This window comes from Campylobacter fetus subsp. fetus, assembly GCF_900475935.1.
Taxonomy (GTDB): Bacteria; Campylobacterota; Campylobacteria; order Campylobacterales; family Campylobacteraceae; genus Campylobacter; species Campylobacter fetus.
In genome coordinates this window covers 767,324-792,360 of record NZ_LS483431.1, presented here as the reverse complement: position 1 = coordinate 792,360, position 25,037 = coordinate 767,324, and the positions used below count along the sequence as shown (strand labels likewise).

The 25,037-nt window shown below is 31.9% G+C and carries 26 protein-coding genes; 13 read left to right on the top strand and 13 right to left on the bottom strand.

Annotated features, from left to right (window positions below; all coding sequences use genetic code 11):
* Window positions 1–16 precede the first annotated feature (16 nt).
* From DQN38_RS03885 to DQN38_RS03840, 10 genes are all read left to right on the top strand, one after another.
* Window positions 17–1,075 carry a quinone-dependent dihydroorotate dehydrogenase gene (locus DQN38_RS03885; RefSeq protein WP_002849228.1) on the top strand — a complete coding sequence of 353 codons (1,059 nt, stop codon included), beginning with the start codon at window positions 17–19 and terminating at the stop codon, window positions 1,073–1,075.
* Window positions 1,076–2,323, top strand: a complete 1,248-nt coding sequence (locus DQN38_RS03880; protein WP_065844038.1) for a M16 family metallopeptidase — start codon at window positions 1,076–1,078, stop codon at window positions 2,321–2,323.
* Window positions 2,320–3,213, top strand: a complete 894-nt coding sequence (gene dapA, locus DQN38_RS03875; RefSeq protein WP_065844039.1) for a 4-hydroxy-tetrahydrodipicolinate synthase — start codon at window positions 2,320–2,322, stop codon at window positions 3,211–3,213. The genes DQN38_RS03880 and dapA overlap by 4 nt, the downstream gene beginning before the upstream one ends.
* Window positions 3,213–4,001, top strand: coding sequence for an enoyl-ACP reductase (locus tag DQN38_RS03870; protein WP_002849226.1), 789 nt, complete (start codon window positions 3,213–3,215; stop codon window positions 3,999–4,001). The genes dapA and DQN38_RS03870 overlap by 1 nt, the downstream gene beginning before the upstream one ends.
* Window positions 3,998–4,543: a CDP-diacylglycerol--glycerol-3-phosphate 3-phosphatidyltransferase gene (gene pgsA, locus DQN38_RS03865; RefSeq protein ID WP_065844040.1), complete on the top strand. Its 546-nt coding sequence runs from the start codon at window positions 3,998–4,000 to the stop codon at window positions 4,541–4,543. Before DQN38_RS03870 ends, pgsA begins: the two co-directional genes overlap by 4 nt.
* Before the next feature lie 128 nt (window positions 4,544–4,671).
* Window positions 4,672–5,430 (top strand): transporter substrate-binding domain-containing protein, encoded by a 759-nt coding sequence (locus DQN38_RS03860; protein ID WP_011731953.1) that lies wholly within the window; start codon window positions 4,672–4,674, stop codon window positions 5,428–5,430.
* Window positions 5,423–6,085, top strand: a complete 663-nt coding sequence (locus tag DQN38_RS03855) for an amino acid ABC transporter permease (RefSeq protein ID WP_034959632.1) — start codon at window positions 5,423–5,425, stop codon at window positions 6,083–6,085. Before DQN38_RS03860 ends, DQN38_RS03855 begins: the two co-directional genes overlap by 8 nt.
* A gap of 8 nt (window positions 6,086–6,093) precedes the next feature.
* Window positions 6,094–6,840 (top strand): amino acid ABC transporter ATP-binding protein, encoded by a 747-nt coding sequence (locus tag DQN38_RS03850; RefSeq protein ID WP_011731951.1) that lies wholly within the window; start codon window positions 6,094–6,096, stop codon window positions 6,838–6,840.
* An 11-nt stretch (window positions 6,841–6,851) separates the two neighbouring features.
* Complete coding sequence (gene rarD / locus DQN38_RS03845) at window positions 6,852–7,724, top strand: EamA family transporter RarD (RefSeq protein ID WP_002849220.1); 873 nt, start codon at window positions 6,852–6,854, stop codon at window positions 7,722–7,724.
* Window positions 7,717–8,151, top strand: a complete 435-nt coding sequence (locus DQN38_RS03840; RefSeq protein WP_065844041.1) for a hypothetical protein — start codon at window positions 7,717–7,719, stop codon at window positions 8,149–8,151. The genes rarD and DQN38_RS03840 overlap by 8 nt, the downstream gene beginning before the upstream one ends.
* Here the strand turns inward: DQN38_RS03840 and DQN38_RS03835 are convergent.
* The 11 genes from DQN38_RS03835 to DQN38_RS03780 form a co-directional block, all read right to left on the bottom strand.
* Window positions 8,146–9,210, bottom strand: coding sequence for a glycoside hydrolase family 3 N-terminal domain-containing protein (locus tag DQN38_RS03835; RefSeq protein ID WP_002849217.1), 1,065 nt, complete (start codon window positions 9,208–9,210; stop codon window positions 8,146–8,148). The two genes, DQN38_RS03840 and DQN38_RS03835, sit on opposite strands and share 6 nt — an antisense overlap.
* Window positions 9,207–10,097 carry an NAD(P)H-dependent glycerol-3-phosphate dehydrogenase gene (locus DQN38_RS03830; RefSeq protein WP_065844042.1) on the bottom strand — a complete coding sequence of 297 codons (891 nt, stop codon included), beginning with the start codon at window positions 10,095–10,097 and terminating at the stop codon, window positions 9,207–9,209. The genes DQN38_RS03835 and DQN38_RS03830 overlap by 4 nt, the downstream gene beginning before the upstream one ends.
* A gap of 11 nt (window positions 10,098–10,108) precedes the next feature.
* Entirely contained in the window at window positions 10,109–11,527 is a 1,419-nt protein-coding gene (gene gatB, locus DQN38_RS03825; RefSeq protein WP_111738185.1) for an Asp-tRNA(Asn)/Glu-tRNA(Gln) amidotransferase subunit GatB, read from the bottom strand.
* Window positions 11,528–11,584: 57 nt separating this feature from the next.
* Window positions 11,585–12,121 carry a thiamine phosphate synthase gene (locus DQN38_RS03820; protein WP_010402361.1) on the bottom strand — a complete coding sequence of 179 codons (537 nt, stop codon included), beginning with the start codon at window positions 12,119–12,121 and terminating at the stop codon, window positions 11,585–11,587.
* Between the two features lie 194 nt (window positions 12,122–12,315).
* Complete coding sequence (locus DQN38_RS03810) at window positions 12,316–12,996, bottom strand: F0F1 ATP synthase subunit A (RefSeq protein WP_002849211.1); 681 nt, start codon at window positions 12,994–12,996, stop codon at window positions 12,316–12,318.
* A 53-nt stretch (window positions 12,997–13,049) separates the two neighbouring features.
* A complete protein-coding gene (locus DQN38_RS03805) occupies window positions 13,050–13,823 on the bottom strand; it encodes a TSUP family transporter (RefSeq protein WP_002849209.1) in 774 nt (257 codons plus the stop codon).
* A 72-nt stretch (window positions 13,824–13,895) separates the two neighbouring features.
* On the bottom strand, window positions 13,896–14,468 hold the full coding sequence (locus tag DQN38_RS03800; protein WP_011731948.1) for a YceI family protein: 573 nt from the start codon (window positions 14,466–14,468) through the stop codon (window positions 13,896–13,898).
* Between the two features lie 59 nt (window positions 14,469–14,527).
* Window positions 14,528–15,964, bottom strand: a complete 1,437-nt coding sequence (locus tag DQN38_RS03795; RefSeq protein ID WP_038453288.1) for a potassium/proton antiporter — start codon at window positions 15,962–15,964, stop codon at window positions 14,528–14,530.
* A gap of 12 nt (window positions 15,965–15,976) precedes the next feature.
* Window positions 15,977–17,596 carry a cation:proton antiporter gene (locus DQN38_RS03790; RefSeq protein WP_011731946.1) on the bottom strand — a complete coding sequence of 540 codons (1,620 nt, stop codon included), beginning with the start codon at window positions 17,594–17,596 and terminating at the stop codon, window positions 15,977–15,979.
* A 5-nt stretch (window positions 17,597–17,601) separates the two neighbouring features.
* Entirely contained in the window at window positions 17,602–17,973 is a 372-nt protein-coding gene (locus DQN38_RS03785) for a heat shock protein transcriptional repressor HspR (protein ID WP_002849199.1), read from the bottom strand.
* A gap of 11 nt (window positions 17,974–17,984) precedes the next feature.
* On the bottom strand, window positions 17,985–18,857 hold the full coding sequence (locus DQN38_RS03780; RefSeq protein ID WP_002849197.1) for a DnaJ family protein: 873 nt from the start codon (window positions 18,855–18,857) through the stop codon (window positions 17,985–17,987).
* A 209-nt stretch (window positions 18,858–19,066) separates the two neighbouring features.
* Between DQN38_RS03780 and DQN38_RS03775 the strand changes: the two genes are divergently transcribed.
* The 3 genes from DQN38_RS03775 to DQN38_RS03765 all read left to right on the top strand — a co-directional run bounded on the left by DQN38_RS03775 (window position 19,067) and on the right by DQN38_RS03765 (window position 22,472).
* Entirely contained in the window at window positions 19,067–20,482 is a 1,416-nt protein-coding gene (locus DQN38_RS03775) for a Do family serine endopeptidase (protein WP_002849195.1), read from the top strand.
* 86 nt (window positions 20,483–20,568) lie between these two features.
* Window positions 20,569–21,243 carry a response regulator transcription factor gene (locus DQN38_RS03770; RefSeq protein WP_002849193.1) on the top strand — a complete coding sequence of 225 codons (675 nt, stop codon included), beginning with the start codon at window positions 20,569–20,571 and terminating at the stop codon, window positions 21,241–21,243.
* Window positions 21,240–22,472, top strand: coding sequence for an ArsS family sensor histidine kinase (locus DQN38_RS03765; RefSeq protein ID WP_065844167.1), 1,233 nt, complete (start codon window positions 21,240–21,242; stop codon window positions 22,470–22,472). Before DQN38_RS03770 ends, DQN38_RS03765 begins: the two co-directional genes overlap by 4 nt.
* A 6-nt stretch (window positions 22,473–22,478) precedes the next feature.
* On the opposite strand, the gene DQN38_RS03760 is transcribed toward DQN38_RS03765, so the two are convergent.
* Window positions 22,479–23,738 (bottom strand): ComEC/Rec2 family competence protein, encoded by a 1,260-nt coding sequence (locus DQN38_RS03760; protein WP_065844168.1) that lies wholly within the window; start codon window positions 23,736–23,738, stop codon window positions 22,479–22,481.
* Entirely contained in the window at window positions 23,739–25,037 is a 1,299-nt protein-coding gene (locus tag DQN38_RS03755; RefSeq protein ID WP_002849185.1) for a TolC family protein, read from the bottom strand.

Below are 25,037 nucleotides of genomic sequence, written 5' to 3'. Positions count from 1 at the left end.
ATTTTAAAGGAAGGCTATGGATTATAGAGATATTAAAAAACTGTTTTTCAAACTAGACCCAGAAACTGCCCATAAAATAGCCGAATGCGGCTTAAGAACAGCTGCAAATTTGCCGTTTGCGGCAGATTATCTAGTAGATAAATTTTGTTATACAGATACAAAATTGTCACAAAATATATTTGGGTTAAATTTCTTAAATCCAGTTGGACTCGCCGGTGGATTCGATAAAAATGCAACTATGTTAAGAGCTCTATTGGCTCTTGGATTTGGATATTTAGAGTATGGTACGCTAACTCCAAAACCGCAACCAGGAAACCCAAAACCGCGTCTTTTTAGACTCATAGAAGAAAAAAGTATACAAAATGCTATGGGATTTAATAATGATGGAGTAGATAAGATAAAAAAACGAGTAGAAAAACTCTATCCGTTTGCCGTGCCGTTATTTGCAAATATAGGAAAAAACAAGATTACTCCAAATGAAGAGGCTATAAAAGATTACGAACTTTTAGTACGCGAACTTAGCGGATTTTGCGATGCTTTTGTTTTAAATTTAAGTTCGCCGAATACTCCGAATTTAAGAGATTTACAAGAAGATAAATTTATAACAGAACTATTTGAGATAATAAAACCGCTTACTAATAAACCTATTATATTAAAAATATCTCCGGATATAAAAGAGGATAAAGCTATACAAATATGCTTAAATGCTGCGAATTTGGGCATAGACGCGATTATTGTAAACAATACTAGTATAGATTATTCATTAAGCAGTAATGCAAAAAACTTTGGCGGCTTAAGCGGAGCTTTAATAACTCAAAAAAGCAAAGAGATGTTTAAGAACATAGCAAAAGAGCTTTTTGGCAAAACAATTCTTATAAGCTGCGGAGGTATAGACAATGCAAAAGAAGCTTATGAGCGTATAAAAATGGGAGCGAGTTTAGTTCAAATTTATACAAGTTTTATATTTGAAGGTCCATCTATCTGCAAAAATATAAATAAAGAATTAGTTAATCTTTTAACAGATGATGGATTTGAGAATATATCTCAAGCAATCGGCGCTAATTTAAGGAAATAAATGCTACCAAAATTCAGTAAAATAACACTAAATAATGGTCTTGAAGTGTATCATACGCCTTTAAATTTAGGCTCAAACGTTATTAGTATAGATCTGTTTTATAAAGTCGGAAGCCGAAATGAAACTATGGGAAAAAGTGGAATCGCCCATATGTTAGAGCATCTAAATTTTAAATCTACAAAAAATAGAAAAGCCGGAGAATTCGATGAAATAGTAAAAGGTTTTGGCGGAGTAAATAACGCAAGTACGGGATTTGACTATACTCATTACTTTATAAAATGTTCAAATCAAAACTTAGATAAATCGCTAGAGCTATACTCAGACATAATGGAAAACTTAAATTTAAAAAATGAAGAGTTTTTACCAGAAAGAGATGTGGTTTTAGAAGAAAGAAGATGGAGGACAGATAACGATCCAATCGGATTTTTATATTTTAGACTATTTAATAATGCCTTTATCTATCACCCGTATCATTGGACTCCGATAGGATTTTTTACAGATATACAAAACTGGAGCATAGATGATATAAAAGCATTTTGGCAAACATATTATCAACCAAAAAATGCATTTTTAATGATAACTGGAGATATAGATGAGCAAACGGCTTTCGATATATCAAAAAAACATTTTGAACATATAAAAAACGGTAAAAATATACCTAATTTCTATTTTAAAGAGCCGGAGCAAAACGGTAAAAAAGAGGTAGTTTTACGCAAACAAAGTGACGTGGAAATGGTAGCCATAGCATATAAAATTCCGCCATTTAACCATGAAGATCAAGTTGGGCTATCTGCTATTTCAGATTATCTAAGCAGCGGTAAAAGCTCACTTTTACAAAAAAAACTCATAGATGAGCTAAATTTAGTAAATCAAATTTATGCTTATCCTATGGACTGCGTAGATGATGGATTGTTTATATTTATAGCAATTTGCAATCCTGATGTTAAAGCCAAACAGGTACAAAAAGAGTTATTAAATTTAATAAAACAGATAAAACAAGATCTCGTAGAAGATGAAGAATTGATAAAAATAAAAAACTCGTTGAAATCAGATTTCATCTACTCTTTAGATAGTGCTAGCAAACTTGCAAATTTATACGGAAGTTATATAGCAAGAGGAGATATAACTCCTCTTTATGATTTGCAAAATAAAACCGAATCTCTAACTAGTTCAGACGTACAAAAAATAGCAAAAAAATATTTTGTAAGTAAAAATTCAACAACGATAATCTTGAAAGGAACAAAATGAAAAAAGCCATTTTTGGGGCTATGACGGCTCTTATAACTCCATTCAAAAATGGAAAACTAAATGAAGCAGGCTATGAAAAGCTCATCAAAAGACAGATCAAAAATGGTATTGACGCTATTGTGCCAGTAGGAACTACTGGGGAAAGTGCCACTTTAACTCACGATGAACATAGAATTTGTATAGAAATAGCCGTAGAAACTTGTAAAAATACAAAAGTAAAAGTTCTAGCCGGAGCAGGAAGCAACGCTACTCATGAAGCAGTGGATTTGGCTGAGTTTGCAGAAGCTCATGGAGCCGACGGTATACTTTCTGTAGCTCCGTATTATAACAAACCAACTCAAGAAGGGCTTTATCTTCATTATAAAAATATAGCAAACTCGGTAAAAATACCTGTGCTGCTATATAATGTTCCTGGTCGTACCGGATGCGATATACTTCCTGAAACCGTTATTAGGCTATTTAACGACTGTGAAAATATTTACGGAGTTAAAGAAGCAAGCGGAAGCATAGATAGATGTGTTGATCTACTAGCTCACGAGCCAAAACTTTATGTTTTAAGCGGTGAAGATGCGATAAACTATCCTATTTTAAGCAATGGCGGTAAAGGCGTTATATCTGTTACTTCAAATTTACTTCCAGATCAAACCGCAGCACTTACTCACTACGCACTTGATAATGAGTTTTTAAAAGCAAAAGAGATAAATGATAGACTTTATAATATAAATAAAATAATGTTTTGCGAAAGTAATCCTATACCAATAAAAGCAGCTATGTTCATAGCAGGTCTTATAGACACTTTAGAATATAGACTTCCGCTTTGCAACCCAAGTGTAGATAATCTTAAAAAGATTGAAGAAACTATGAAAAGTTATGATATAAAAGGATTTTAATGAGTTGTTATAATGATGAGTTTAAAGGCAAAACATTAGTAATAAGCGGTGGAACTAGAGGAATCGGTAGAGCTATTGTTTTAGAGTTTGCAAAAGCCGGAGCAAATATAGCATTTACGTATAATTCAAATAAAGAAATGGCTGAAAAACAAGCATGTGAGCTAGAAAAAGAGTTCAATATAAAAAGCAGAGCATATGCGTTAAATATATTAGAGCCTGAAACATATAAAGAGCTATTTTTACAAATAGACGAGGATTTCGATAGAGTTGATTTTTTCATATCAAACGCTATAATCTCAGGTAGAGCAGTAGCTGGTGGATATACTAAATTTATGAAATTAAAACCTCGCGGTATAAACAATATATTCACCGCAACCGTTAATGCTTTTGTCTGCGGAACGCAAGAAGCGGCAAAAAGGATGGAAAAAGTCGGCAGCGGAAGCGTTATAAGCCTTAGCTCAACTGGAAATTTGGTTTATATAGAACACTACAGCGGTCATGGAACCGCAAAAGCAGCGGTAGAAGCTATGGCAAGATACGCAGCGACAGAACTTGGAGATAAAAATATCCGCGTAAACGTAGTAAGCGGCGGTCCTATAGAAACTGACGCTTTAAGAGCTTTTACAAATTATGAAGAAGTTAGAGACGCCACGGCCGCATTAAGTCCGCTTGGTAGAATGGGTCAACCGACAGATCTTGCTGGAGCATGTCTATTTCTATGTAGCTCAAAAGCTAGTTGGGTGACAGGGCATACCTTTATAATAGATGGCGGTACAACTTTTAAATGAGTCTTAACCTTCCAAATTCTCTAGCACTACTTAGAATTATTCTTGCACCGTTACTATTTTTTTTGCTATTGCAAATAGAAACTCAAAGTAATTTTGTGTACATAAGCTGGTTAAATTATTTTTGTGCTCTTATCTTTGTTATAGCAAGTATTACTGATTTTTTTGATGGGTATATCGCTAGAAATTGGAATCAAAAAACAAAATTAGGAGCAATACTAGATCCTTTAGCAGATAAAATGCTTATTTTAGCTGCTTTTTTAGGCCTTATGATGGTAGATAGAGCAAGTCCTTGGGCTGTATATCTTATACTTGTTAGAGAGTTTTTTATAACAGGATTTCGGGTAGTAATGGCAACCGAAAACATCGATATAAGTGCATCTCTAGCAGGTAAAATAAAAACGATATTTCAGATGATAGCTATAGGATTTATAACTATGCAGTGGTGGGGTGGGGCAATTTTATTGTGGGTTGCTGTGGCTCTTACTTTATACTCTGGATATGAATATATCTATGCGTATACAAAGCATATTAAAAGAATATAGTTTTACTATATTTTATCCTTTTATTTATTTTTATTACTGATATATAGTAGTTTAAAACATATATATGATAACTTGACATATTTATTTATTTTGGATAGTATAACAAAAATATAATAAAAGGATAAAAAATGAAAAAAATACTTAGCCTTATGTTCGCGGCATTGATTTTTATAGGTTGCAGCAGTGCAAATAGCGATAAAAACGATGCACCGGTATTAAGGATAGGCACAGAAGGAACATATAGTCCATTTACTTATCACGATAACAGTGGTAAACTAGTAGGATATGATGTAGAAGTTATAGAAGAAGCAGCTAAAAGAGCCGGATTTAAACCGGAATTTTATGAAACCAACTGGGATGCTATATTTTCTGGACTGAATTCAAATCGTTTCGATATGATAGCAAATCAAATAAGCGATAACAATCCAAAAAGAGCTGAACTTTATACTCTTAGCAATCCTTATATAGTGACATCTGCGGCAATAGCAGTAAGAGCGAATAACGATACTATAAAAAGCTTAAAAGATATAAACGGTACTAAAATAGCGCAAGCCATAGGTAGCGCATACTATGATACAGCAGTTGCCAATGGAGCAAATATCGTTTTAGTAGATAATCTTGCACCTGCCATAAAAGCTGTTAGTCAAGGTAGAGCAGATGGCACTATGAACGATAAACTTGCTATCTTAAACTACTTAAAAACCACAAACGATGCAAATGTAAAAATAGCATTTACCACAGGTGAAGGAACTAAAAGCGTGTTTTTATTTAAAAAAGAGTTAACAGATGCTAGAGACAAAATAAATATTGCTCTTGATACAATGAAAAAAGACGGAACTCTCAAAAAAATATCTGAAAAATATTTTGGGATTGACGTAAGTGAATAGTTATATAGAATCATTCTTACCTATGATAAGAGGAGCGGTGCAATACACCATTCCTCTTAGCCTAATATCCTTTATCTTAGGTATTAGCATCGGTATCATGGTAGCCCTTATAAGAATCGATTCAAGTAAAAATTTACTCACAACTATTTTAAAATATATCTGTGCATTTTATATATCAATAATAAGAGGAACTCCTCTTCTCGTACAACTTTTCATCATATTTTATGGACTACCGAATATAGGTATAACTTTAAATCCGTTTATAAGCTCAATTATAGCTTTTAGCTTAAATATTGGTGCATACTCTAGTGAAACTATAAGAGCTAGCATTTTAGCAGTTCCAAAAGGACAGTGGGAAGCTGGTTGGAGCATAGGTATGAACAACTTTGATACATTTACAAAAATAATAGCTCCGCAAGCATTTAAAATAGCTTTGCCAACACTCTCAAATACATTTATTAGCCTTGTAAAAGACAGCTCTTTAGCATCAGTAGTGCTCGTAGCTGAGTTATTTAGAGAGGCTCAAACTATAGCTTCTCAAAATTATGAGTTTTTACTTACTTATTCAGAAGCCGCATTAATATATTGGGTCATATGCATATTTTTAGGCTATTTACAAACAAAACTTGAGATTAAATTCAGCAAACATTTATAGGTGGAAATATGCTAGACATTAAAAATTTAAATAAATTTATAAAAAATAATCATATCTTAAAAGATATTAGTTTTCATGTAGATACGGGAGATATTTTAGCCATTATAGGACCGAGTGGAAGCGGAAAAACTACTCTTCTTAGGTGTCTTAATTACTTAGAGATGCCTAATAATGGTACTTTAAGCTTTTGCGATGGATCTTTAAATCTTGATTTTAGTGAGCATATCGATAAAAAAGATATATTAAAACTTAGAAGAAAAATGGGTATGGTATTTCAGTCTTATAATCTTTTTCCGCATAAAACAGCTCTTGAAAATGTCACCGAAGGACTCATTGTCGTACAAAAAATACATAGAGACGAAGCTGAGCACATAGCTCTTGAAATTATTAAAAAAGTTGGACTTAGCGATAAAATAAATTTATACCCAAGCTCACTAAGCGGAGGTCAACAACAAAGAGTAGCTATAGCAAGAGCAGTCGCCTTAAATCCGGATATTTTGCTTCTTGATGAACCGACCAGCGCACTAGATAAAGAGCTTGTTGGAGAGGTATTAAATACTTTAAAACTGCTTGCAAAAGAGAAACAAACCATGGTATTAGTAACTCATGAACTAAACTTTGCAAAAGATGTAGCAAATAAAATAATGTTTCTAGAAGGCGGTGAAATAATCACTATAGAAAATCCAAAAGAGTTCTTTGAGAATCAAAAAAATCCTAGGATACTTAGGTTTTTAGGAAATCTAAGCGCTAATTAATAAGGCTAAAAGTGAGCATAAACGATAAAAAGGGGTTGATTTTAGGTATCAGCACCTTTGCGATGTGGGGCGTATTTCCTATATTTTTTAAATTTATAGATTCAGTAGGAGCGATAGAAATATTAGCTCACCGCATAATCTGGTCTGCAATCATACTTTTTATTTTACTTAAATTTAGAAATAAAATCATTAATGTAAAACGACTTCTAAAGATAAAAAAAGTCGCTTTGACTCTATTTATAACCGGAATTTTGATAGCTTCAAATTGGGGAATTTTCATATATGCAGTAAATCAAAATCAAATCTTAGCAACAAGTCTTGGATATTTTATAAATCCTCTTTTTTCCATACTTCTTGGAGCGATAATTTTAAAAGAAAAACTAAGTACAACGTTAAAAATATCTATTTTAATCGTATTTTTTGCTATATGCATTCAAATTTACGCACTTGGAAGCTTGCCTTTTATATCTCTTATATTGCCATTGTCTTTTGCATTATACGGACTTATTCGCAAGAAAGTAAGCATTCCGACTTTTGAAGGGCTTTTTATAGAAACGCTTCTTTTAGTGCCGATAGCTATAGCGTATATTTCATATCTTGGATTAAACTCAAATAGTAAATTTGGATTTGAACTAAATGGATTATTACTATTTTTAAGCGGATTTGTTACCATAATACCTCTATTAACCTTCAACGCATCAACAAAATACCTAAAACTATCTACAATAGGATTTTTGCAGTATATAAGCCCTAGTTTAAGCCTTTTGATTGCTATTTTTGTGTATAATGAGACTCTTGATAGCTACAAGCTTATCAGTTTTATTTTGATCTGGATTAGCTTAGTAATAGCTGGTATCAGTGGATTATGGAGAAAAAATGGGTGAACAAGATATTATATTAATAGCCATTGTGGTGATGATAATCGCAGCTATTTTAAATTCACAAATCAACAAACTAACAAAAAAGATAGAAAAAGATGAGTTAAATCCAAATTTATCATATTATGATAGCTTTTGTAATGCCATAGATGAAAAAATCTCATGGCTTAGAGAGTTAGTAACCGATGGAAATATAAATGATAGTGCTAGTAAAGATACTTGTTTAGAGATGTTAAGCAATTTTAGCAAAGAACTCGTTTTTTTACAAACTATGAATACAAACACAAAAGATAAAGCAGTTTGGGAAGAAAAACTTTTTAATTTTTTAAGCAAAATAGACGATTTTGTTATTTCAAATTTAAAAGATGCAGAAAATGTAAGCCAAAAAATAAAAGACGATTTAAAAGCTGAATTTGATAAATTCAGCTCATAAACCTTCTTTTGATCTAAGTATCCTTGTATAGGCGTCCTTTATACGCTCTTTGCTTATCTTGCCGCTATTTACCGCATTTAATATCGCGTCATTTATTATTTTTATAGAGTTTGAATTATTTAAAAAATACTCACTAACCAAAACTATATCCACTCCGGCGTTTATCGCTCTTACGACTTTTTGTTCTATGCTAAGCTCGCCAAGACCTTTCATAAGAAGATCGTCGCTCATAACTGCACCTTTAAATTTAAAACGATTTTTCAAGATATCGCTTACTATATGTTTTGACAAAACCGCCGGATTTTTATCATCTAAATTTGGTATATACACGTGAGCTACCATGATGAAACTTGCTTGACCTCGTTTTATCAACTCAAAATACGGCTTTAATTCATCAAAATCGTAGTTATCCACAACTGTTTTTTCTTTATGAGTATCTTTGATAGCATTTCCATGGCCAGGAAAATGTTTTAGCACAGTTTTTATGTTTGCCTTGTCAAATGATTTTATAAACTCGCTACTATATGCTATAACTTCATCAGGATTTTTACTGAATGCTCTATTTTTTTGTCCTATTATAGATGAGTTTGGATTATAAACATCGACGACGGGAGCAAAGTTCATATTGATTCCAAGGTTTTTTAACTGATCTGCCATATCTTTGTATATGATACCGGCTTTATTTAAATTCATCTTGCTACCGACTTCGTAGGCCGATGGAAAATGCTTAAAGCCGTCTTTATTTATAAATCTACTGACTTTTCCGCCCTCCTCGTCGATAGCAATGAGAAGCTTGTGTTTTGATTTTGATGAAGATAATTTTTTCGTAAGTTTGATAAGCTCGTCTTTTGTGCTGATATTTCTAGCAAGAAGCATAACTCCGCCTATACGACCAAAACCTGCATCAAGTACAAGTTGATCAGTCCAACTATCATTTGCGCTTGAGTGGCTAAATCCTATCATAATCATTTGACCTATCATCTTTTTAAGCTCTGCTTCATCATTTGAAGCACCAAACAACAAATAAACGCTAGCAAAAAATATAATTAATTTTTTCATTTTCTTTTTAATAAATCCTTGAGTGATTCTTTAACATTTTTTCCATTTAGCATAGCACAAACTTCAGCTGCGATCGGCGTATAAATCGACTTTTCATTTGCGATTCTTGTGATAGCATAGGCTGTAGGTACGCCCTCTGCAACCTCTCCAAGCTCTTTTAAAATTTCATGAATAGGCATTCCTTTTGCAAGTCCAAGCCCTACTCTATAATTTCTTGAAAGTACACTAGAAGCTGTTAAAAATAGATCTCCGGCTCCACTAAGCCCCAAAAATGTCTCATTTTTAGCACCGAAATACTCGCCAAAACGGCTCATCTCGACAAGTCCGCGCGATATCAAGCTTGCTCTTGCATTATTCCCAAGCATTAAACCATCACAAATTCCACTTGCGATCGCGATAACATTTTTATAAGCTCCGCAAATTTCACTACCTATAACGTCGCTGCTTATATATGTTTTGATAAAATTTGGAAATGCGCCCGCCCAAATTTTTGCCAAATTTTCGTTATGACTACTGATAACCAAAGCACACGGCAATTTCTGTGTTACTTCACTAGCAAAGCTAGGACCGCTTAAAAATGCTAAATTTTCAAAACTGGTAAATTCGCAAAATATCTCATCTATAAATTTAGAACTACTAGTTTCTATACCTTTTGAAGCAACTAATATTTTTTGATTTTTATCAATAAAGTTTAAATTTAAAAACTCTTTAATACTTTGCGTAGCTATACTAAAAACGATATATTCGCATTCTAAAGCATCTTTTAAATTTACAAAATCTTCCAAATCTCTTTTTGTACGAGAACTTATAACACAATTATTTTTTTGCTTAAGAGCAAAAAAAAGTGCCTGTCCCCACTTACCGGCTCCTATCACTGCTATTTTCATATTTACGACTCTTAAAGTTTTGATTTTAACAAGTCATTTACCTTGCTTGGGTTAAATGCACCTTTTCCTTCTTTCATAACTTGACCTACGAAAAATCCAAAAAGCTTGTCTTTTCCGCTTTTAAACTCAGCTACTTTATCGCTATTTGCAGATAAAACGCTATCAATGATAGCCAAAATCGCCGAATCATCGCTGACTTGTTTAAGACCGAGTTTTTCTATAACGCTACTAACATCTTCATCGTGCTCCATAACATAATCAAGCACGTCTTTTGCGGCTTTTTGACTGATAGTTCCGTCTTCTATGCGACTTATTAAATTTGAAAGTTTTTTACTATCAACAGGACTTGTTTCTATCGTAACACCGTTTTTAAGACGCCCTAAAAGCTCCACACAAAGCCAAGTAACGGCAAGTTTCGGTGAGTTTTTTGCTTCTATAAGATCTTCAAAATATCTCGCCATCTCATAACTACTTATGATGACTTCGGCATCACTCTCTTTTATGCCAAGATCTTTTACATATCTTGCCTTTTTTTCATCTGGAAGTTCAGGCAACACACTGGCTTCTTCCATCATCTCATCAGGTATTATGACAGGAAGCAGGTCCGGATCTGGGAAATAACGATACTCGGCGCTATCTTCTTTACTTCTCATCGACTTTGTAACAAGCTTATTTGTATCAAAAAGCCTTGTTTCTTGATAAACTTCTTCATCATATTTGCCATCTTCCCAAGACAGTATTTGGCGCTCTACTTCGTATTCTATGGCTTTTTGGATAAATTTAAACGAATTTAGGTTTTTTATCTCGACTCTAGTATAAAGTTTTTCATCGCCTTTTGGACGTATGCTGACATTTACATCACAACGAAATGAGCCTTCTTGCATATTTGCGTCGCTGATATTTAAAAACCTAAGTATACTATGAAGTTTTTTGAGATACGCCACTGCTTCATCGCTATTTCTAAGATCTGGTTCGCTTACTATCTCAAGAAGCGGAGTTCCTGCACGGTTTAGATCTACTAAACTTTTGTTTGTTTCATGATTATTTTTACCGGCGTCTTCTTCAAGATGAGCTCTTGTTATGCCTATTCTTTTTATTTCACCGCCTACTTTTATGAAAAGCTCACCTTTTTCAACGATAGGAATGGTAAATTGTGAAATTTGATACGCTTTTGGAAGATCGGGATAAAAATAGTTTTTTCTATCAAAGACACTTTTTTTATTTACGGTCGCATTTATGGCTTTACCAAAGCTAATGGCTTTCTTTACGGCTTCTTTATTTAACACCGGAAGTGCTCCAGGAAGTGCTAGACAAGTCGGGCATACGTGAGTGTTTGGTTCATCGCCAAAACTAGTGCTACAACTGCAAAATATCTTTGTTTTGGTATTTAGCTGACAATGGACTTCTAATCCTATAACGGTCTCGAACATAAAATTACCTTTTTATTATCTATATTTGTGTGATTTTAGCATAAATTTATTGAATTTTTAATTAGCAAAATATCTGATAGATGCAAATCCGGCGGCTTTTGCTAGTTCCACCATTTTTATATGCTTTTTAGTAGTTATACCACCAAGCCCAAATACTTTAACGGATGAATTTAAAACGATTTTTTTTAGGGTCTCTATGCCGACTGGTTCACCTTTGTTTGGGGTCGAAAATATGGGGCTAAAAGTTATAAAATCAGCGCCTAATTTTATAGCGTCTTCTATCTCTTTTTCATTGTGTGTACTAGCGAATTTAATTAAACTTTGTGGAGTATTTTTTAAATTCGCTATCAAATTTGAGCTAAAATGGATACCGTCGGCTTTTAAATTTAATGCTAAATTTAGATCGTTGTGTATTATAAATTTAGCCTTGAAATTCGGTTTTAAACTCATAAAAATTTCAGCTTTTTTAACATAATCGCTACAAATTTTATCTCTAAAAAGTATAAAATCAGCTGTTTGAAGTCTTTCAAATTTAAAAAAACTATCTTTTAAATTTGAATATAATTTAGGATCTGTTATTGCGTAACTTAACATTTGCTTCAAATAATGCTATCAAAATATAAAAAAACAGAGCTAAAATAATACCAAAAAGCCCTCCGTAAAATAAAGATAAAATATAACCTATATGATGAAAATTAAAAAATGAATAAAGAGCACCAAGAACCGCTATAGCCCAAGACGCTCCAAGTAGAAAATGTAAAAAATATCTAATAAAAGATATCAAATCCTTAATGCTCCTCACTAACAACAACAGCGCCTGCTAAATAAACATAAGTTAAAATCATAAAAATAAATGTTTGAAGAAGTGCCATAAAAGTAAGAAGAGCGAATGCAGGAAGCGGAGCCACCCATGGAGCAAGGCTAAGTACAACCATTAAAAATAGATCATCGCCCTTGATATTTCCAAAAAGACGAAATGACAATGAAACAATGCGTGAAAGATGAGAAACTATCTCTATAGGAAACATAAGCGGAGCTAAAATTTTATTTGGTCCCATAAAGTGAGCAAAATATTTTATAATTCCTTGAGTTCTGATACCTTCAAAATTATAATACAAAAATACGCTAAGAGCCAGACATAAGGTTAAATTTAAACTAGAACTAGGAGCCTCGAATCCCGGAATAATACCAATCACGTTACTAGTAAGAACAATCAGACCTATTGTAGCAACAAGCGGAAGATACTTCCTAGCTAATTCATCACTACCCATTACGTCGCGTCCCATTGATACTATACCTTCCAAATAAGCCTCCAAAAGATTTTGCGATCCTCTAGGGACAAGCTGCATAGACCTTGTAGCAAGTTTTGCTACTATAAGAACGATAATAGCGACTAAAATAAGATGAAAAAGATAGTTAAAAGTATGGCTATGCATAATCATATCTGAAAAGAGAAATAGTTCCTTCATTAAACAACCTTATTTAAAATTTTCTTGCGATTATAGCTAAATTTATATTAAATTCAAGTTAAAAGCTGTTTTACAAAAAGATCATAAATTAGCTTTAAAATAGTACAAGCTACAACTACTAAAAATACTATTTTTATAAATTTAACCTCTTTTTTAATAACCATTTTTGATCCAAAATATGCACCTATAATTTGACCAAATCCCATGATTATACCAAGCATCCAAAGAATCTGTCCGCCGGCTATAAAAACTCCCAAAGATACTATATTTGAGGTAAAATTTAGAGCTTTTGTATGAGCGACTGCTTTTTTCATATGAATTCCAAGCAGCGCAACCATAGCAAACATCCAAAAAGATCCGGCTCCGGGTCCAAAAAATCCATCATAAAATCCAAGCATCAAGCCAAAAGTTATATAAAAAACCTTAGGGCTTAGCTTTGCAGCTCTATCTTTCTCGCCGATCTTTGGACTAAAAATAGTATATAAAAATATTAAAATCAAAAATATAGGTATAAGATAACTAAGAATTTTCGGATCTATGACTAATACGCAAATCGTGCCTAAAACAGCACCTATAAAAGTAAAAACAACTCCTATCCAAATATCTTTATAATTTATATAACCTTTTAAACTAAAATTTAAAGTAGCAGTGAAACTTCCGAAGCTAGATTGGAGTTTATTGGTAGCTAAAGCTATATGTTCTGGGATGCCTACTGATATGAGAATCGGTATAGTGATTAGCCCTCCACCTCCAGCTATGGCATCCACAAAACCGCTAAAACATGCTACAAAAAAGAGTAGCGCATAGTGCCAAAGTTCGAATTCCATAATAAGCCTTTATTTTAAATTCGGAATATTACAGCATTCAAACTTTATTACTAATTAAATGCCGATATGATGTTATTTAACCGGAACTTCAAATCCTACGATTATATTTGGCCATGTTTTTTTAGAGTGCAAACCGGCTATAATTTTATCGGTACTAAACTTCTCAAATGCGTCTTTTGCGTTGAAATCGCTATTAAAATCGATCTCTCCAGATGCTATAAGTTTAGAATCTTTAACCTCGTATTTCATAGGAATTTCTTTTTCTACATTATTAAATTTAACACTCATTTTAACTTCGCCTACATTATCATCGCCGCTTACTGAGGTGATTTTAGATTCAACATTTTGAGATGCTAAATGAGAGAAAAATTTCTCTTTTATATTTTTATCTCTTATTGGATTTTTGAAAGTATCAATACTGTTTAAATCTATACTTGCAGTAGCTCCAGTAAGTATCTCAGATACGCTTCCACTACTTTTTGGAAAACTAAATTTTACATCGTTAAAAGTAGAAGGAACGGCTGTTTTATTGGCTGTTTTAAATGCAGTTATATCAATCTTAGCTAAATTTGTATCTATCTCAAGCGCAAAAGCTAAATTTGCAAGAAGCGCAGCCGCACTAATTATTAACATAGGTTTTTTCATTTTGTCTCCTTATTTTAAAAATTAGTTTTTATTATCAAATAAATTTACTTAAAATAAGGTTAAAAATCATAAATTTTTAGTACTTTTTGATATCTAATTTCATTATTGCATAATATCAAAAGCATATCGTTCTCCATAAATTCAAAAGATCCGCCTACTTTTACATACTCTGAGTTTCGCTTAGCTAAAAGTATTAAAAAGTCATCTGGAAGTTCTAATTCAGATAAGTTCTTTCCTATGATTTTTGAATTTTTTCCTATTGTGTATTGTTTTAAATCATTATGTGAAATTGGAGTATTTGGAAAATTTGATGCGATAATTTTTGGAGTTTCTATGACACCAAAAATCTTTGCGCTCTTATTCAAAGTAGTTCCTTGAGTTAAAACCGATATTAAAACCATAAAAAATATCACATTAAATATCAGCTGAGCATTTGGAGTATTTGACGATAGAGGATATGTAGCAAGTATGATCGGCACGACGCCTCTAAGACCGACCCATGATATGAAAAGCTTCTCTTTTGTAGTATATTTTGAAAAAATAGTTGAGATAAACACACTAATGGGTCTAGCGATAAACATAACCACAAAAGCCATTATAATGCTTATAAAAGCTACATTTGGAAGCTCACTTGGAAACACCAAAAGTCCCAAAGTTAAAAATACGAATATCTGCATCATCCATGCAATACCATCAAAAAATCCAATCAAATTTTTCTTATATAAAAACTCCTTTTTATTTGCAAAAATTCCAGCCGTATAAACAGCTATAAAGCCATTTCCGCCGATATTTTCCGTTAATCCAAACAAAATAGCTATCAAAGATATAAGTAAAACCGGATACAATCCCCAGTAGCCGAGTTTTATTCTATTAATAAGACTTGGTATCATAACGCCAAATAGATATCCCATAACTCCGCCCAAAACAAATTCAAGCAAAAGCCCTAAACCTAAAATAAATTTATCTGGTATGCTAGCAGCTGTTATGAGGCTTAAAATCGTAATAGTTAAAAATATCGCCATAGGATCATTGCTTCCGCTTTCAAACTCTAAAAGCGAAGATAGATTATTTTTAAATTTAGTAGAACGCATTATAGAAAATACAGCAGCTGCATCAGTTGAACTTATTATAGCACCGAAAAGTAAAGATTCTAAAATGGAAAATTGCATTATATAATAAGCAAATAATCCAGTAATCCCTGCTGAAATAACGACTCCTAAAGTAGCTAGTATAAAACCTGTTTTAAAAATCGGTTTTATGGATTTATAACTAGTATTAAATCCACCCGCAAAAAGAATATAAACAAGAGCTATCGTTCCTACATCTTCTGCTATCTTTGCATTATCAAACTCTAGTCCGATTATACCATCGCTCCCAGCAAGCATACCGATACCAAGAAACATTAAAAGCGCAGGAATACCATATTTATCGGAAATTTTACTAAATATAACGCTAAATAAAAACAACATTCCAAAAAGTATTAATGTCTGATCCAAGTTAATCCTTTATTATATATTTCTATCTATTTTACACTGTAAAGCTTCATGTATAAGCACTCTAGCAACTGCTCTTTCTTCTTTTATAAGGTGGAAATTCTCTCCAAAATCAGCATATAATTGCTTCTCTTCGGTCCCCGTAAATCTAATAACGGTATTGACAGGATAATCAAGATCTTTTATAGAGTTTGCTATCATCTCTAACTTTTGTTCATTGCTCACAGTTAAAATTATAGCCGCACATGTTTTTATAGATGCTTTTTCTAGTGTAATTTTTTGAGTTGCATTACCAAAAAATACATTTTCTCCGCGGCTTCTTCCAAGCTGAACCAAGCTTATATCACTCTCTATAACAAGATATAACAATCCTTGAGCTTTCAGTCTATTTACAACTTCTTGACCGAGTCTTCCATAGCCGCAAACTATAAAATGATCGCTTAAATCTTGTACTTTTAGCTTTTCAAACTCAGGTATTTCGCTCTCTTCTTCTAGTCTGTCGGCTAAATGTCCGATGTTTTTTAAGATAAACGGAGTAGCTACCATAGATATAATTACAACCGCGGTTAAAATTTGAGAAGTTTCTGAATTTAACATATTATTTACGTTTAAAAGAGCAAAAATAGCTAAAGCGAACTCGCCAATCTGACATATACTAAGAGCTGTTTTTATGGCTACTCTTTTTTTAAGATAAGTTGCTAAAAGTGCATATACAACAGCTATTTTGATCACCATAACATCGACCAAAATCACTATTATCATTAATAAATTTTCAAATATTATCTCAAAGTTTATCTGCATTCCTACAGTTATAAAAAATAACCCTAAAAGCAGATCTCGAAAAGGTATAAGATCAGCTTCTATCTGATGTTTGTACTGAGTTTCTGCTATAAGCATACCGGCTATAAAAGCTCCTAAAGAGTAGCTAAAACCAAAATAATGCGCCAAAAAACTAGCTCCAACCACGCTAAATAAAATAGTCGTTATAAATATCTCTTGTGAATTTGTCTTGATAACTAAATAAAGCATCCAGTTAAACAGATACTTTCCTATAAAATACAACAAAAATAGAAGTATAATCGCACTTGTTAGAGTCGTCGTCACAAGATCGCTTACAGAAGTTGTTTTTGAACTAAATATATCTATCATAAGAAGCAACGGGATAACGGCGATATCTTGAAAAAGAAGTATTCCAAGAGCTTTTCTTCCATAAACTTGACTTATATCTCCGTTATCGTTTAATGTTTTTAATACAATAGCTGTTGAACTCAAAGATAGAGCAAAGCCTATTATAAGCGATGTTTGTTGTCCTATATCAAAAGCGTATTGAGCGATCATGGAAAATATAATTCCAGTTACAAAAACCTGAATTATTCCATTTAAAAACACCTCTTTTTTCATAGTCAAAAGATGCTTAAAACTAAACTCCAGTCCTATCGTAAACATCAAAAATACAATGCCAAACTCGGCTATATGAGTAAGATCGGTATTGTAAGTAAGTCCGAAAGTTTTTGATATAAATATGCCAGTTACAATATATCCTATAATAGTAGGAATTTCATACCTTTTAAAAAATACGTTAAGCACTATAGCAAATGCAGTAGCTGCTAAAAACAGCTCTAAAAAATTGTCCATTTTAATTACTTTTCATCATTCAAAAATATCAAATCAAAGCTATTTTTTCTCTTTACTAAAGATCGTTTTGTATCGCTGCTATTTATCTTTTCTAAATTTAATCTCAATTCGTCTATGATATTTTCATACTCCTCAATCTGAGTTTTCAGTCTTAATATCACATCGACTCCGGCTAAATTTACACCCAAATCTCTAGTCAATCTTAAAATCATCTTTATTCTATCAAGATCTTTTTCACTATAAAGTCTCATTTTTCCGCCCGTACGAGAAGGTTCTACTAAACCTTCTCTCTCATACTGACGTAGAGTTTGAGGATGTATACTAAGAACTTTAGCAACAACGCTAATTAAATAAACCGGCTCATCATAACTTTTCATAATTTTACTCCTTAAAGCTTCTCTTCAAGTACCTTAACTAGCTCTTTATCCATAGAGCTAACATCGGGCAAGACTACATTTACACTAAGATACATATCTCCAAAAATACCACTTTTTCTATTTTGTACGCCATAACCTTTAAGTCTTATTTTTTGACCGTTTTTTGTATTTGGAGCTATTTTTATATTAACACTTTTTTTAAATGTATCAACACTAATTTTTCCACCAAAAAGCGCAATTTTAAGTGGAATATCTATAGGCATATAAAGATCATCGCCTTCTCTTTTAAATTTAGAATCCTCAGAAACTTCAACACTTAACAAAACGTCCCCTTTTGCTCCGTTTGAACTCTTTCCTTTTCCTCTTATGCGTAGCTTTTCGCCACTATTTATGCCAGCAGGTATTTTTATCTTGACGCTCTGTCCGTTTATGTTGATACTATATTCTCCGCCGTTTATAGCTACGTTAAAAGGAATGGTTATTTTTGAGTTTATATCTAAATTCTGCTCAAATCCGCTTCCAAATCCATTAAAACCTCCAAAATCCCTACTGCTAAAACTACTTCGACTACTAAAACCGCCAAATCCACCGCCAAAAATATTTCTTAAAATATCATTGATATCGGCTCCGTTTTGGGAACTTGCAAAATCATGAAAACTTTGACCGCCAAACATACTATCGCCGTGAGTATCGTACTGAGCACGTTTCTCATCGTCACTTAGTATCTCATAGGCTGCGTTTATCTCTTTAAATTTCTCTTCTGCTCCGGCTTCTTTATTTATATCGGGATGATATTTTCTTGCTAATTTTCTATACGCCTTTTTTATCTCATCGCTAGTTGCGTTTTTATCTACTCCAAGAGTTTCGTATAAGCTATTACTCATAATACTACCTCACTTATGTTATTTTATATGAATTATAGCACAATACTTGAGCTTATGTCAATCAACTTTAAGTTAATTTCAAACATTTTCATTTTCAAATTCTAGTTGTTATTAAATTTAAAAAAACTATACAAACTAAAAATATATTAAACTTACATTTATCGCTAAGTAATATAATTTGCATTACAAAATTTAAAAAAGGAACAACTATGAATAAACTAACGATTATTTCTATAATAACAGCCGCAAGTCTATTTGGCGCAGATGTTAAATTTAGTGATGCAAATAACAACTACGCAAGAGTAAATCCAAGTGCAGATGCAAATACTGTTTTATCATATCACAGCTCTATAGAAAAAGCTAAAAAATCTGTAGTAAATATATCAACATCGAAAACTATAAAAGTAAAAAACAATCTAAATAGTCTAATGGACGATCCGTTTTTTAAAGAATTTTTTGGATTTAACTTCAAAACTCCAAAAGAAAGAAGTCAAAAAGCAACGTCTTTAGGATCCGGAGTAATCATCTCAAACGATGGATATATAGTCACAAACTATCATGTAGTCGAAGATAGCGATGAGATCATAGTAACATTGCTTGATAATTCAAAAGAGTATAAAGCAAAAGTAGTCGGCATAGATCCAAAAACAGATCTTGCTATTATAAAAATAGATGCTAAAAACTTTCAAGCTATAAGTTTTGCCGATAGTTCAAAACTTCTTGAAGGAGACCTTGTATTTGCTATAGGAAATCCATTTGGTGTAGGCGGAAGTATAACAAGTGGAATTATTTCAGGGTTGAATAAAGATAATATAGGATTAAACCAATATGAAGATTTCATACAAACAGACGCTAGCATAAATCCGGGAAATAGCGGTGGAGCGCTGGTAGATAGCAGAGGAGCATTAGTCGGTATAAACTCTGCCATTCTTAGCAGAAGCGGCGGAAATAACGGCATTGGGTTTGCTATTCCATCGAATATGGTAAAAACAATAGCGCAAAAACTAATCTCAGATGGAAAAATCACACGCGGATATATAGGCGTTATGATATCAAATTTAACCGATGATCAAAAAGAAATTTATACAAACAAAGAAGGTGCTTTAGTAACAAACGTAGAAAAAGATAAACCAGCCGACATAGCAGGTCTTAAAAGAGGAGACCTTATAATAAAAGTTGGAAATCAAACGATAAAAAACGCAAATGATCTAAAAAATCTCATAGGATCATTAGAACCGAACAAAGAGATAAAAATAACGTTTGAAAGATCAAATCAGATAAAAGATACAACATTAAAACTAGCAAATATGGACTCAGGCTATATAGATCCAAAAGATGCGTACTTAACAGACGGACTTAGTTTACAAAATTTAAGCGATGAAATAAGATATAAATTCCAAATTCCAAAAGATATAAAAGGAATCATAATTACAAATGTTAAAGATGATTCAAATGCTGCAAATGCAGGCTTTGAAGCAGGAGATATAATCGTTCAAGTGAATGAAAAAATAATATATAACGTAGATGATTTCACAAAAGAGATAAAATCAAGCAAAGCTCAAAACAAAAAACCTATCATTTGGATAAACAGAAGCGGCGTATTAATGGGATTAGTACTAAAATAATATAAAAGCCGGTCAAACGCCGGCTGTATTTAAAAATATATTTAATCTTTCTTAGTTATAATAAAATCAAATTTAAAAGGCTTTGCATGATAAATATTTTAATGATCGAAGACGATTTAGAGCTTGCTGAAATTTTAACAGAGTATTTAGAACAATTTGACGTACGTATCACTACTTGCGAAGATCCGTATTTAGGACTTTCCACACTAAATACAAGTAAATTTGATCTAGTTATTTTAGATCTTACTTTGCCCGGTATCGATGGACTTGAAGTATGCAAAGAGATAAGAAAGAAAAACGATATTCCTATTATTATTTCAAGTGCAAGACACGATCTAAGCGATAAAGTAAATGCTTTTGAGTTTGGAGCAGACGACTATCTTCCAAAACCATATAATCCTCAAGAACTGCTAGTTAGAATAAAAAGCCATTTAAGAAGACAAAATATCAAACAAAGAGAAGAAAATAAGGCAAAAAAAGATCTAATTTGTGATGATTTTAAACATATTATAACACTAAAAGGAACGCCTTTAAATCTCACAGTCGCCGAATACGATATACTAAAATACTTAATTAAAAAAGAAGGAGGAGCTATAAGTAGAGAAGAGCTTATTTATAACTGCGACTCTATAAACGAGGATAGTACAAACAAAAGCATAGATGTTATCATAGGACGTATAAGAGTAAAGCTTGGCGAAAATCCAAAAGAGCCAAAATACATTCACGCTATACGCGGCGTTGGCTACAAACTAGAACAATGAAATTTTCATCGATTTTTTATACGATAACTCTAATTTTTGCTATAGCTACGACTAGCATTTTTCTTGCGTTTTTATGGTTGATGGATTATGATAAACAAAATTATACAAGAGAGCTAAACACAAAATACTCAGTCGTTGCAAGAGCTACTTTACTTTATATGAGCGAACTTATAGATGAGAACGAGTACAAAAGCCAGATACAAAATTTTGAGATGCCTGAGATAAAAAATCAAAAACTAAAAAGCGAAATACTAACAAATGCTAGCATACTAGAAGAGATATCTGCAGATATAGGATCAAGCGCTATTTTATTTTTTAAAAAGAGAAATTATCTAAAAATAGTTCATAAAGACACTACTTTGTTACTGCAAGATAATAATTATCAACCCTATAGATATGATATTATCAAAGTAATTTTTGGGCTTGTATTTTTTATACTTCTTATAACATATATATTTATAATAAGAAAAATAAAACCTTTAAGAAAATTAAAGCGTCAAATAGATAAATTTGCAAGTGGAAATCTAAATATAAAAAACGTAAGTACAGGAAATGACGAAATATCTGAAGTCGCAGATGCATTTTATAATGCAGTAATGCAGATAAAATCTTTAAATCAATCGCGCCAGTTATTTTTAAGAAACATTATGCACGAATTAAAAACACCTATCACAAAAGGCAGGATAACAGCCGAAATGATAGAAAAAACTAAAAATCAAGAGAGGCTTATAAACGTATTTGAACGCCTAGAAAGTCTTATAAACGAATTTGCAGCATTAGAAAGAGTAACATCTGGAATAGCTATAGAAAACTCAAAACTATATAAAATAGTAGATATCATAGATGAAGCCGCAGATATAGCAATGGCGGAAAAATCATTAATCACGATAAATGCCATAGACGATGTGAGCATAAACGGTGATTTTAAACTATTATCTATCGCTTTTAAAAATATGATAGATAACGGTATAAAGTATTCAGACGATAAACATATAAATATAACTATTACAAATAAAAATATCAAATTTATAACCAAAGGCGACAAACTTGAACAAGAGCTTAACTATTATATAGAGCCATTTACGCAAGGTTCAAACGCTAAAAAAAGCTTTGGTCTTGGTCTTTATATCGTAGATAATATATTAAAAAGTCACAATCTAAATTTAGAGTACTGCTATAAAAACGGATTAAATATATTTATATTTAACGGATTGAAGCCTCAAATTTAATACAAATTAAAATATCAATGAAAAGATAAATAAAACCATACCTCCAGCAGATAAAAATATGGCTATACTTTTAAATTTAATAGCAGGAATTAGTAAAAAATTAAAAAATACAAATATCCAAAACGGTATGAAAATATCACTTTGTTTATTAGCAAATTCTAAAAAAGCAAGCATTTGCAAATCGAAAATTCCTCCGAGATTAAAAAAATGAAGAATTATACTAAGAGGATAAAAAACAACAAAAACATAAGCCAAAGGTATAACGCTTAATTGGTACAAACTTGCCGAAGTAAAAAAATAATACACCGGAATATTCATCGCACCAAATACGAAAATCTCCAAATATAAAGTATGCAAGGCTATCTTGAGTCTACTTTTTAGATCGTTTTTATCTCCAAAATGATGGATATATAAAAATATAAAAAATACACCTAAACAAGAAAAATAAAATCCGATCGAAAACAGAAGTTTCGGACTAAAAGCAACAGCAATCAAAATAGTCAAACACAAATTTCCAAATTTAAATATACTTAGTCCTCTGCTAAGAAGTAAAAATCCAAAAACCCCCATTATATATGAACGCAAAAAACTAGGAGTAAAATCCAAAATATAAAGATAAAATCCCATTAAAATAAATATAAAAATACTTAGATGAAAATTTATATTTACATATGGAAAATATCTACTTTGCAGTGGTATAACAACCGGCTTTACGATAAAAAATATAAAAGCAAATATAAGACTAAGATGAAATCCGCTAATAGCTATAATATGAGCTATACCCCAATTTGTCACGTTCGCTCTTAGATCTTTATTTATAGGTGAAGCAAGATAAAGAGCGCTGTAAAGCTCTTTTAATTTAGGATTTTCATGCTGATTTTCTATGCTATTTTGAACATTATCCGTGAAGCTTAGACTGCTTTTTTGAGGTTCGATCTTAAAATTAGGTAAGAAAAAACTATTCTTTAAATACTCTTTAAATTTAAGATTTTTACTGATTACGCCGACTCTTGCATCTGTAAAATCGATCTTGTTTTTTGTTCTTGTATAAAACGTAAACTCGTTAGATTTGAGCTTTAAAATAAAATAACTGTTATTTTTTCCCTGTTTTTCATAATTTTGAATAATTTTTGCATTTATAAACGAATATTTAGCATCTCTAAAACTCTCAAATTTAAAATACTCAAGCATTAAATTTACTCCAAAAATCAAAATGCAAAGGCCAATCACAGTAGCAATCTGCATTTTGGTTTGAAATAAATTCATCTATTTTGCTATAGCTTTATAATAACTCAACTCATCATTTAAAAGACGATATTTTTGATTTAAAAGCATATTTTGTACGCTAATAAGAGAGTTTTTGGCCTCCAAAAGATCTTTTAACTCAGCTTTGCCCTCGCTGTATTTACTTTCATAGATCGCTACTATCATTTCGCGTTCTTTTTTGATATTTTGCATATTTTCATATCTTTGTTTATCGCCCTCATAATAATTTACATATTTTATCACCTCATTTACAGCATTTGAAAGAGTTTTTTCATATGTTAAAACATTTTTTTTAAACTGCGCTTCAGATATATTTATCTGCTTTTTTAACCGTGAATAATCAAGAAAAGGTAAATTGATATTTAAAGTACCGCCTAAAATATTAAATCCAAAACTATCACTAAATTTTGAGTCACTATCACTTAAACTAGCACCTATGCTAACACTCGGATAGAGATTTTTTTCACTAACTTTATAGTCGTAAAAACTAGCGTTTAAATTTGAAATAGCCTCATTTATATCTGGTCTATTTTTTAATATCGCAAAATCTATATCAAGGCTTATGTCGCTATTTTGGACGTTTGAAAGGCTTAATTCATCAAATTTAATATCGCTTCTAGTAAAGTTTTTAATGATTTCATAGCTAGTTTCTAGCTCTCTGATATTTGATAAAATTTGATTTTGCAGATCAAGTATATTTTGTCTGCTCTGCCTTACGCTTAAAATTTCCTCTTTGCCTAATTCATACTTAGTAAAAACAAGCCTATCAAGCATATTTAAATTCTCTAAGTTTTGTTTTAAATTTCTTATAGCGTCATTTAGATAAAGTATATTAAAATACGTATCGGTCACGCTATTTATTATCGTTAGACGCAGATTTTCAAGAGTACTTTGACTAGCTTTAGCTTCCCAGTCTCTAGCTTCGTAATTATCAAAAATTTTACCGTAAATATCTACTTCATAGCTAAGAGCAAACTCACTAGAAAAACCGTTTTTCCAACCGCTAGATGTTTTGATATCTTTATTAGTCGATGCTCCAAATTTACCTGAAGGAGTCGGGAAAAAATCGTCTCTGATAAGCCCTGCTTTTAACATGGCGATCTCTAAATTTAAAACAGCGATATTTATATCTTCGCTATTTTTTAAACTCAAATCTACTAAATTATTTAGCACTGTTTGATTAAAATCTTTATACCATGAAGGCTCATAAAAATTTACGTTTTTTACATTATACTCCAGAGATTTAGAAGCACATCCGACAAAAATCAAGCTAAATAAAACAAATATTATATTTTTCAA

Bases quoted from the DNA above. Each gene is read 5' to 3' on its own strand.
- DQN38_RS03780 (WP_002849197.1), bottom strand. From the start codon at position 18,857: ATGAGTAATAGCTTATACGAAACTCTTGGAGTAGATAAAAACGCAACT.
- DQN38_RS03820 (WP_010402361.1), bottom strand. From the start codon at position 12,121: ATGTTAAGTTACGCAATAACAGATCCTAAATTATATTCAAATTTAAAA.
- DQN38_RS03840 (WP_065844041.1), top strand. From the start codon at position 7,717: ATGGGTGAACAAGATATTATATTAATAGCCATTGTGGTGATGATAATC.
- DQN38_RS03805 (WP_002849209.1), bottom strand. From the start codon at position 13,823: ATGGAATTCGAACTTTGGCACTATGCGCTACTCTTTTTTGTAGCATGT.
- DQN38_RS03785 (WP_002849199.1), bottom strand. From the start codon at position 17,973: ATGAAAAGTTATGATGAGCCGGTTTATTTAATTAGCGTTGTTGCTAAA.
- DQN38_RS03800 (WP_011731948.1), bottom strand. From the start codon at position 14,468: ATGAAAAAACCTATGTTAATAATTAGTGCGGCTGCGCTTCTTGCAAAT.
- DQN38_RS03835 (WP_002849217.1), bottom strand. From the start codon at position 9,210: ATGAAAAAATTAATTATATTTTTTGCTAGCGTTTATTTGTTGTTTGGT.
- DQN38_RS03860 (WP_011731953.1), top strand. From the start codon at position 4,672: ATGAAAAAAATACTTAGCCTTATGTTCGCGGCATTGATTTTTATAGGT.
- DQN38_RS03885 (WP_002849228.1), top strand. From the start codon at position 17: ATGGATTATAGAGATATTAAAAAACTGTTTTTCAAACTAGACCCAGAA.
- DQN38_RS03870 (WP_002849226.1), top strand. From the start codon at position 3,213: ATGAGTTGTTATAATGATGAGTTTAAAGGCAAAACATTAGTAATAAGC.
- DQN38_RS03790 (WP_011731946.1), bottom strand. From the start codon at position 17,596: ATGGACAATTTTTTAGAGCTGTTTTTAGCAGCTACTGCATTTGCTATA.
- DQN38_RS03765 (WP_065844167.1), top strand. From the start codon at position 21,240: ATGAAATTTTCATCGATTTTTTATACGATAACTCTAATTTTTGCTATA.
- DQN38_RS03775 (WP_002849195.1), top strand. From the start codon at position 19,067: ATGAATAAACTAACGATTATTTCTATAATAACAGCCGCAAGTCTATTT.
- DQN38_RS03850 (WP_011731951.1), top strand. From the start codon at position 6,094: ATGCTAGACATTAAAAATTTAAATAAATTTATAAAAAATAATCATATC.
- DQN38_RS03810 (WP_002849211.1), bottom strand. From the start codon at position 12,996: ATGAAGGAACTATTTCTCTTTTCAGATATGATTATGCATAGCCATACT.
- DQN38_RS03760 (WP_065844168.1), bottom strand. From the start codon at position 23,738: ATGAATTTATTTCAAACCAAAATGCAGATTGCTACTGTGATTGGCCTT.
- DQN38_RS03830 (WP_065844042.1), bottom strand. From the start codon at position 10,097: ATGAAAATAGCAGTGATAGGAGCCGGTAAGTGGGGACAGGCACTTTTT.
- pgsA (WP_065844040.1), top strand. From the start codon at position 3,998: ATGAGTCTTAACCTTCCAAATTCTCTAGCACTACTTAGAATTATTCTT.
- dapA (WP_065844039.1), top strand. From the start codon at position 2,320: ATGAAAAAAGCCATTTTTGGGGCTATGACGGCTCTTATAACTCCATTC.
- DQN38_RS03770 (WP_002849193.1), top strand. From the start codon at position 20,569: ATGATAAATATTTTAATGATCGAAGACGATTTAGAGCTTGCTGAAATT.
- gatB (WP_111738185.1), bottom strand. From the start codon at position 11,527: ATGTTCGAGACCGTTATAGGATTAGAAGTCCATTGTCAGCTAAATACC.
- DQN38_RS03880 (WP_065844038.1), top strand. From the start codon at position 1,076: ATGCTACCAAAATTCAGTAAAATAACACTAAATAATGGTCTTGAAGTG.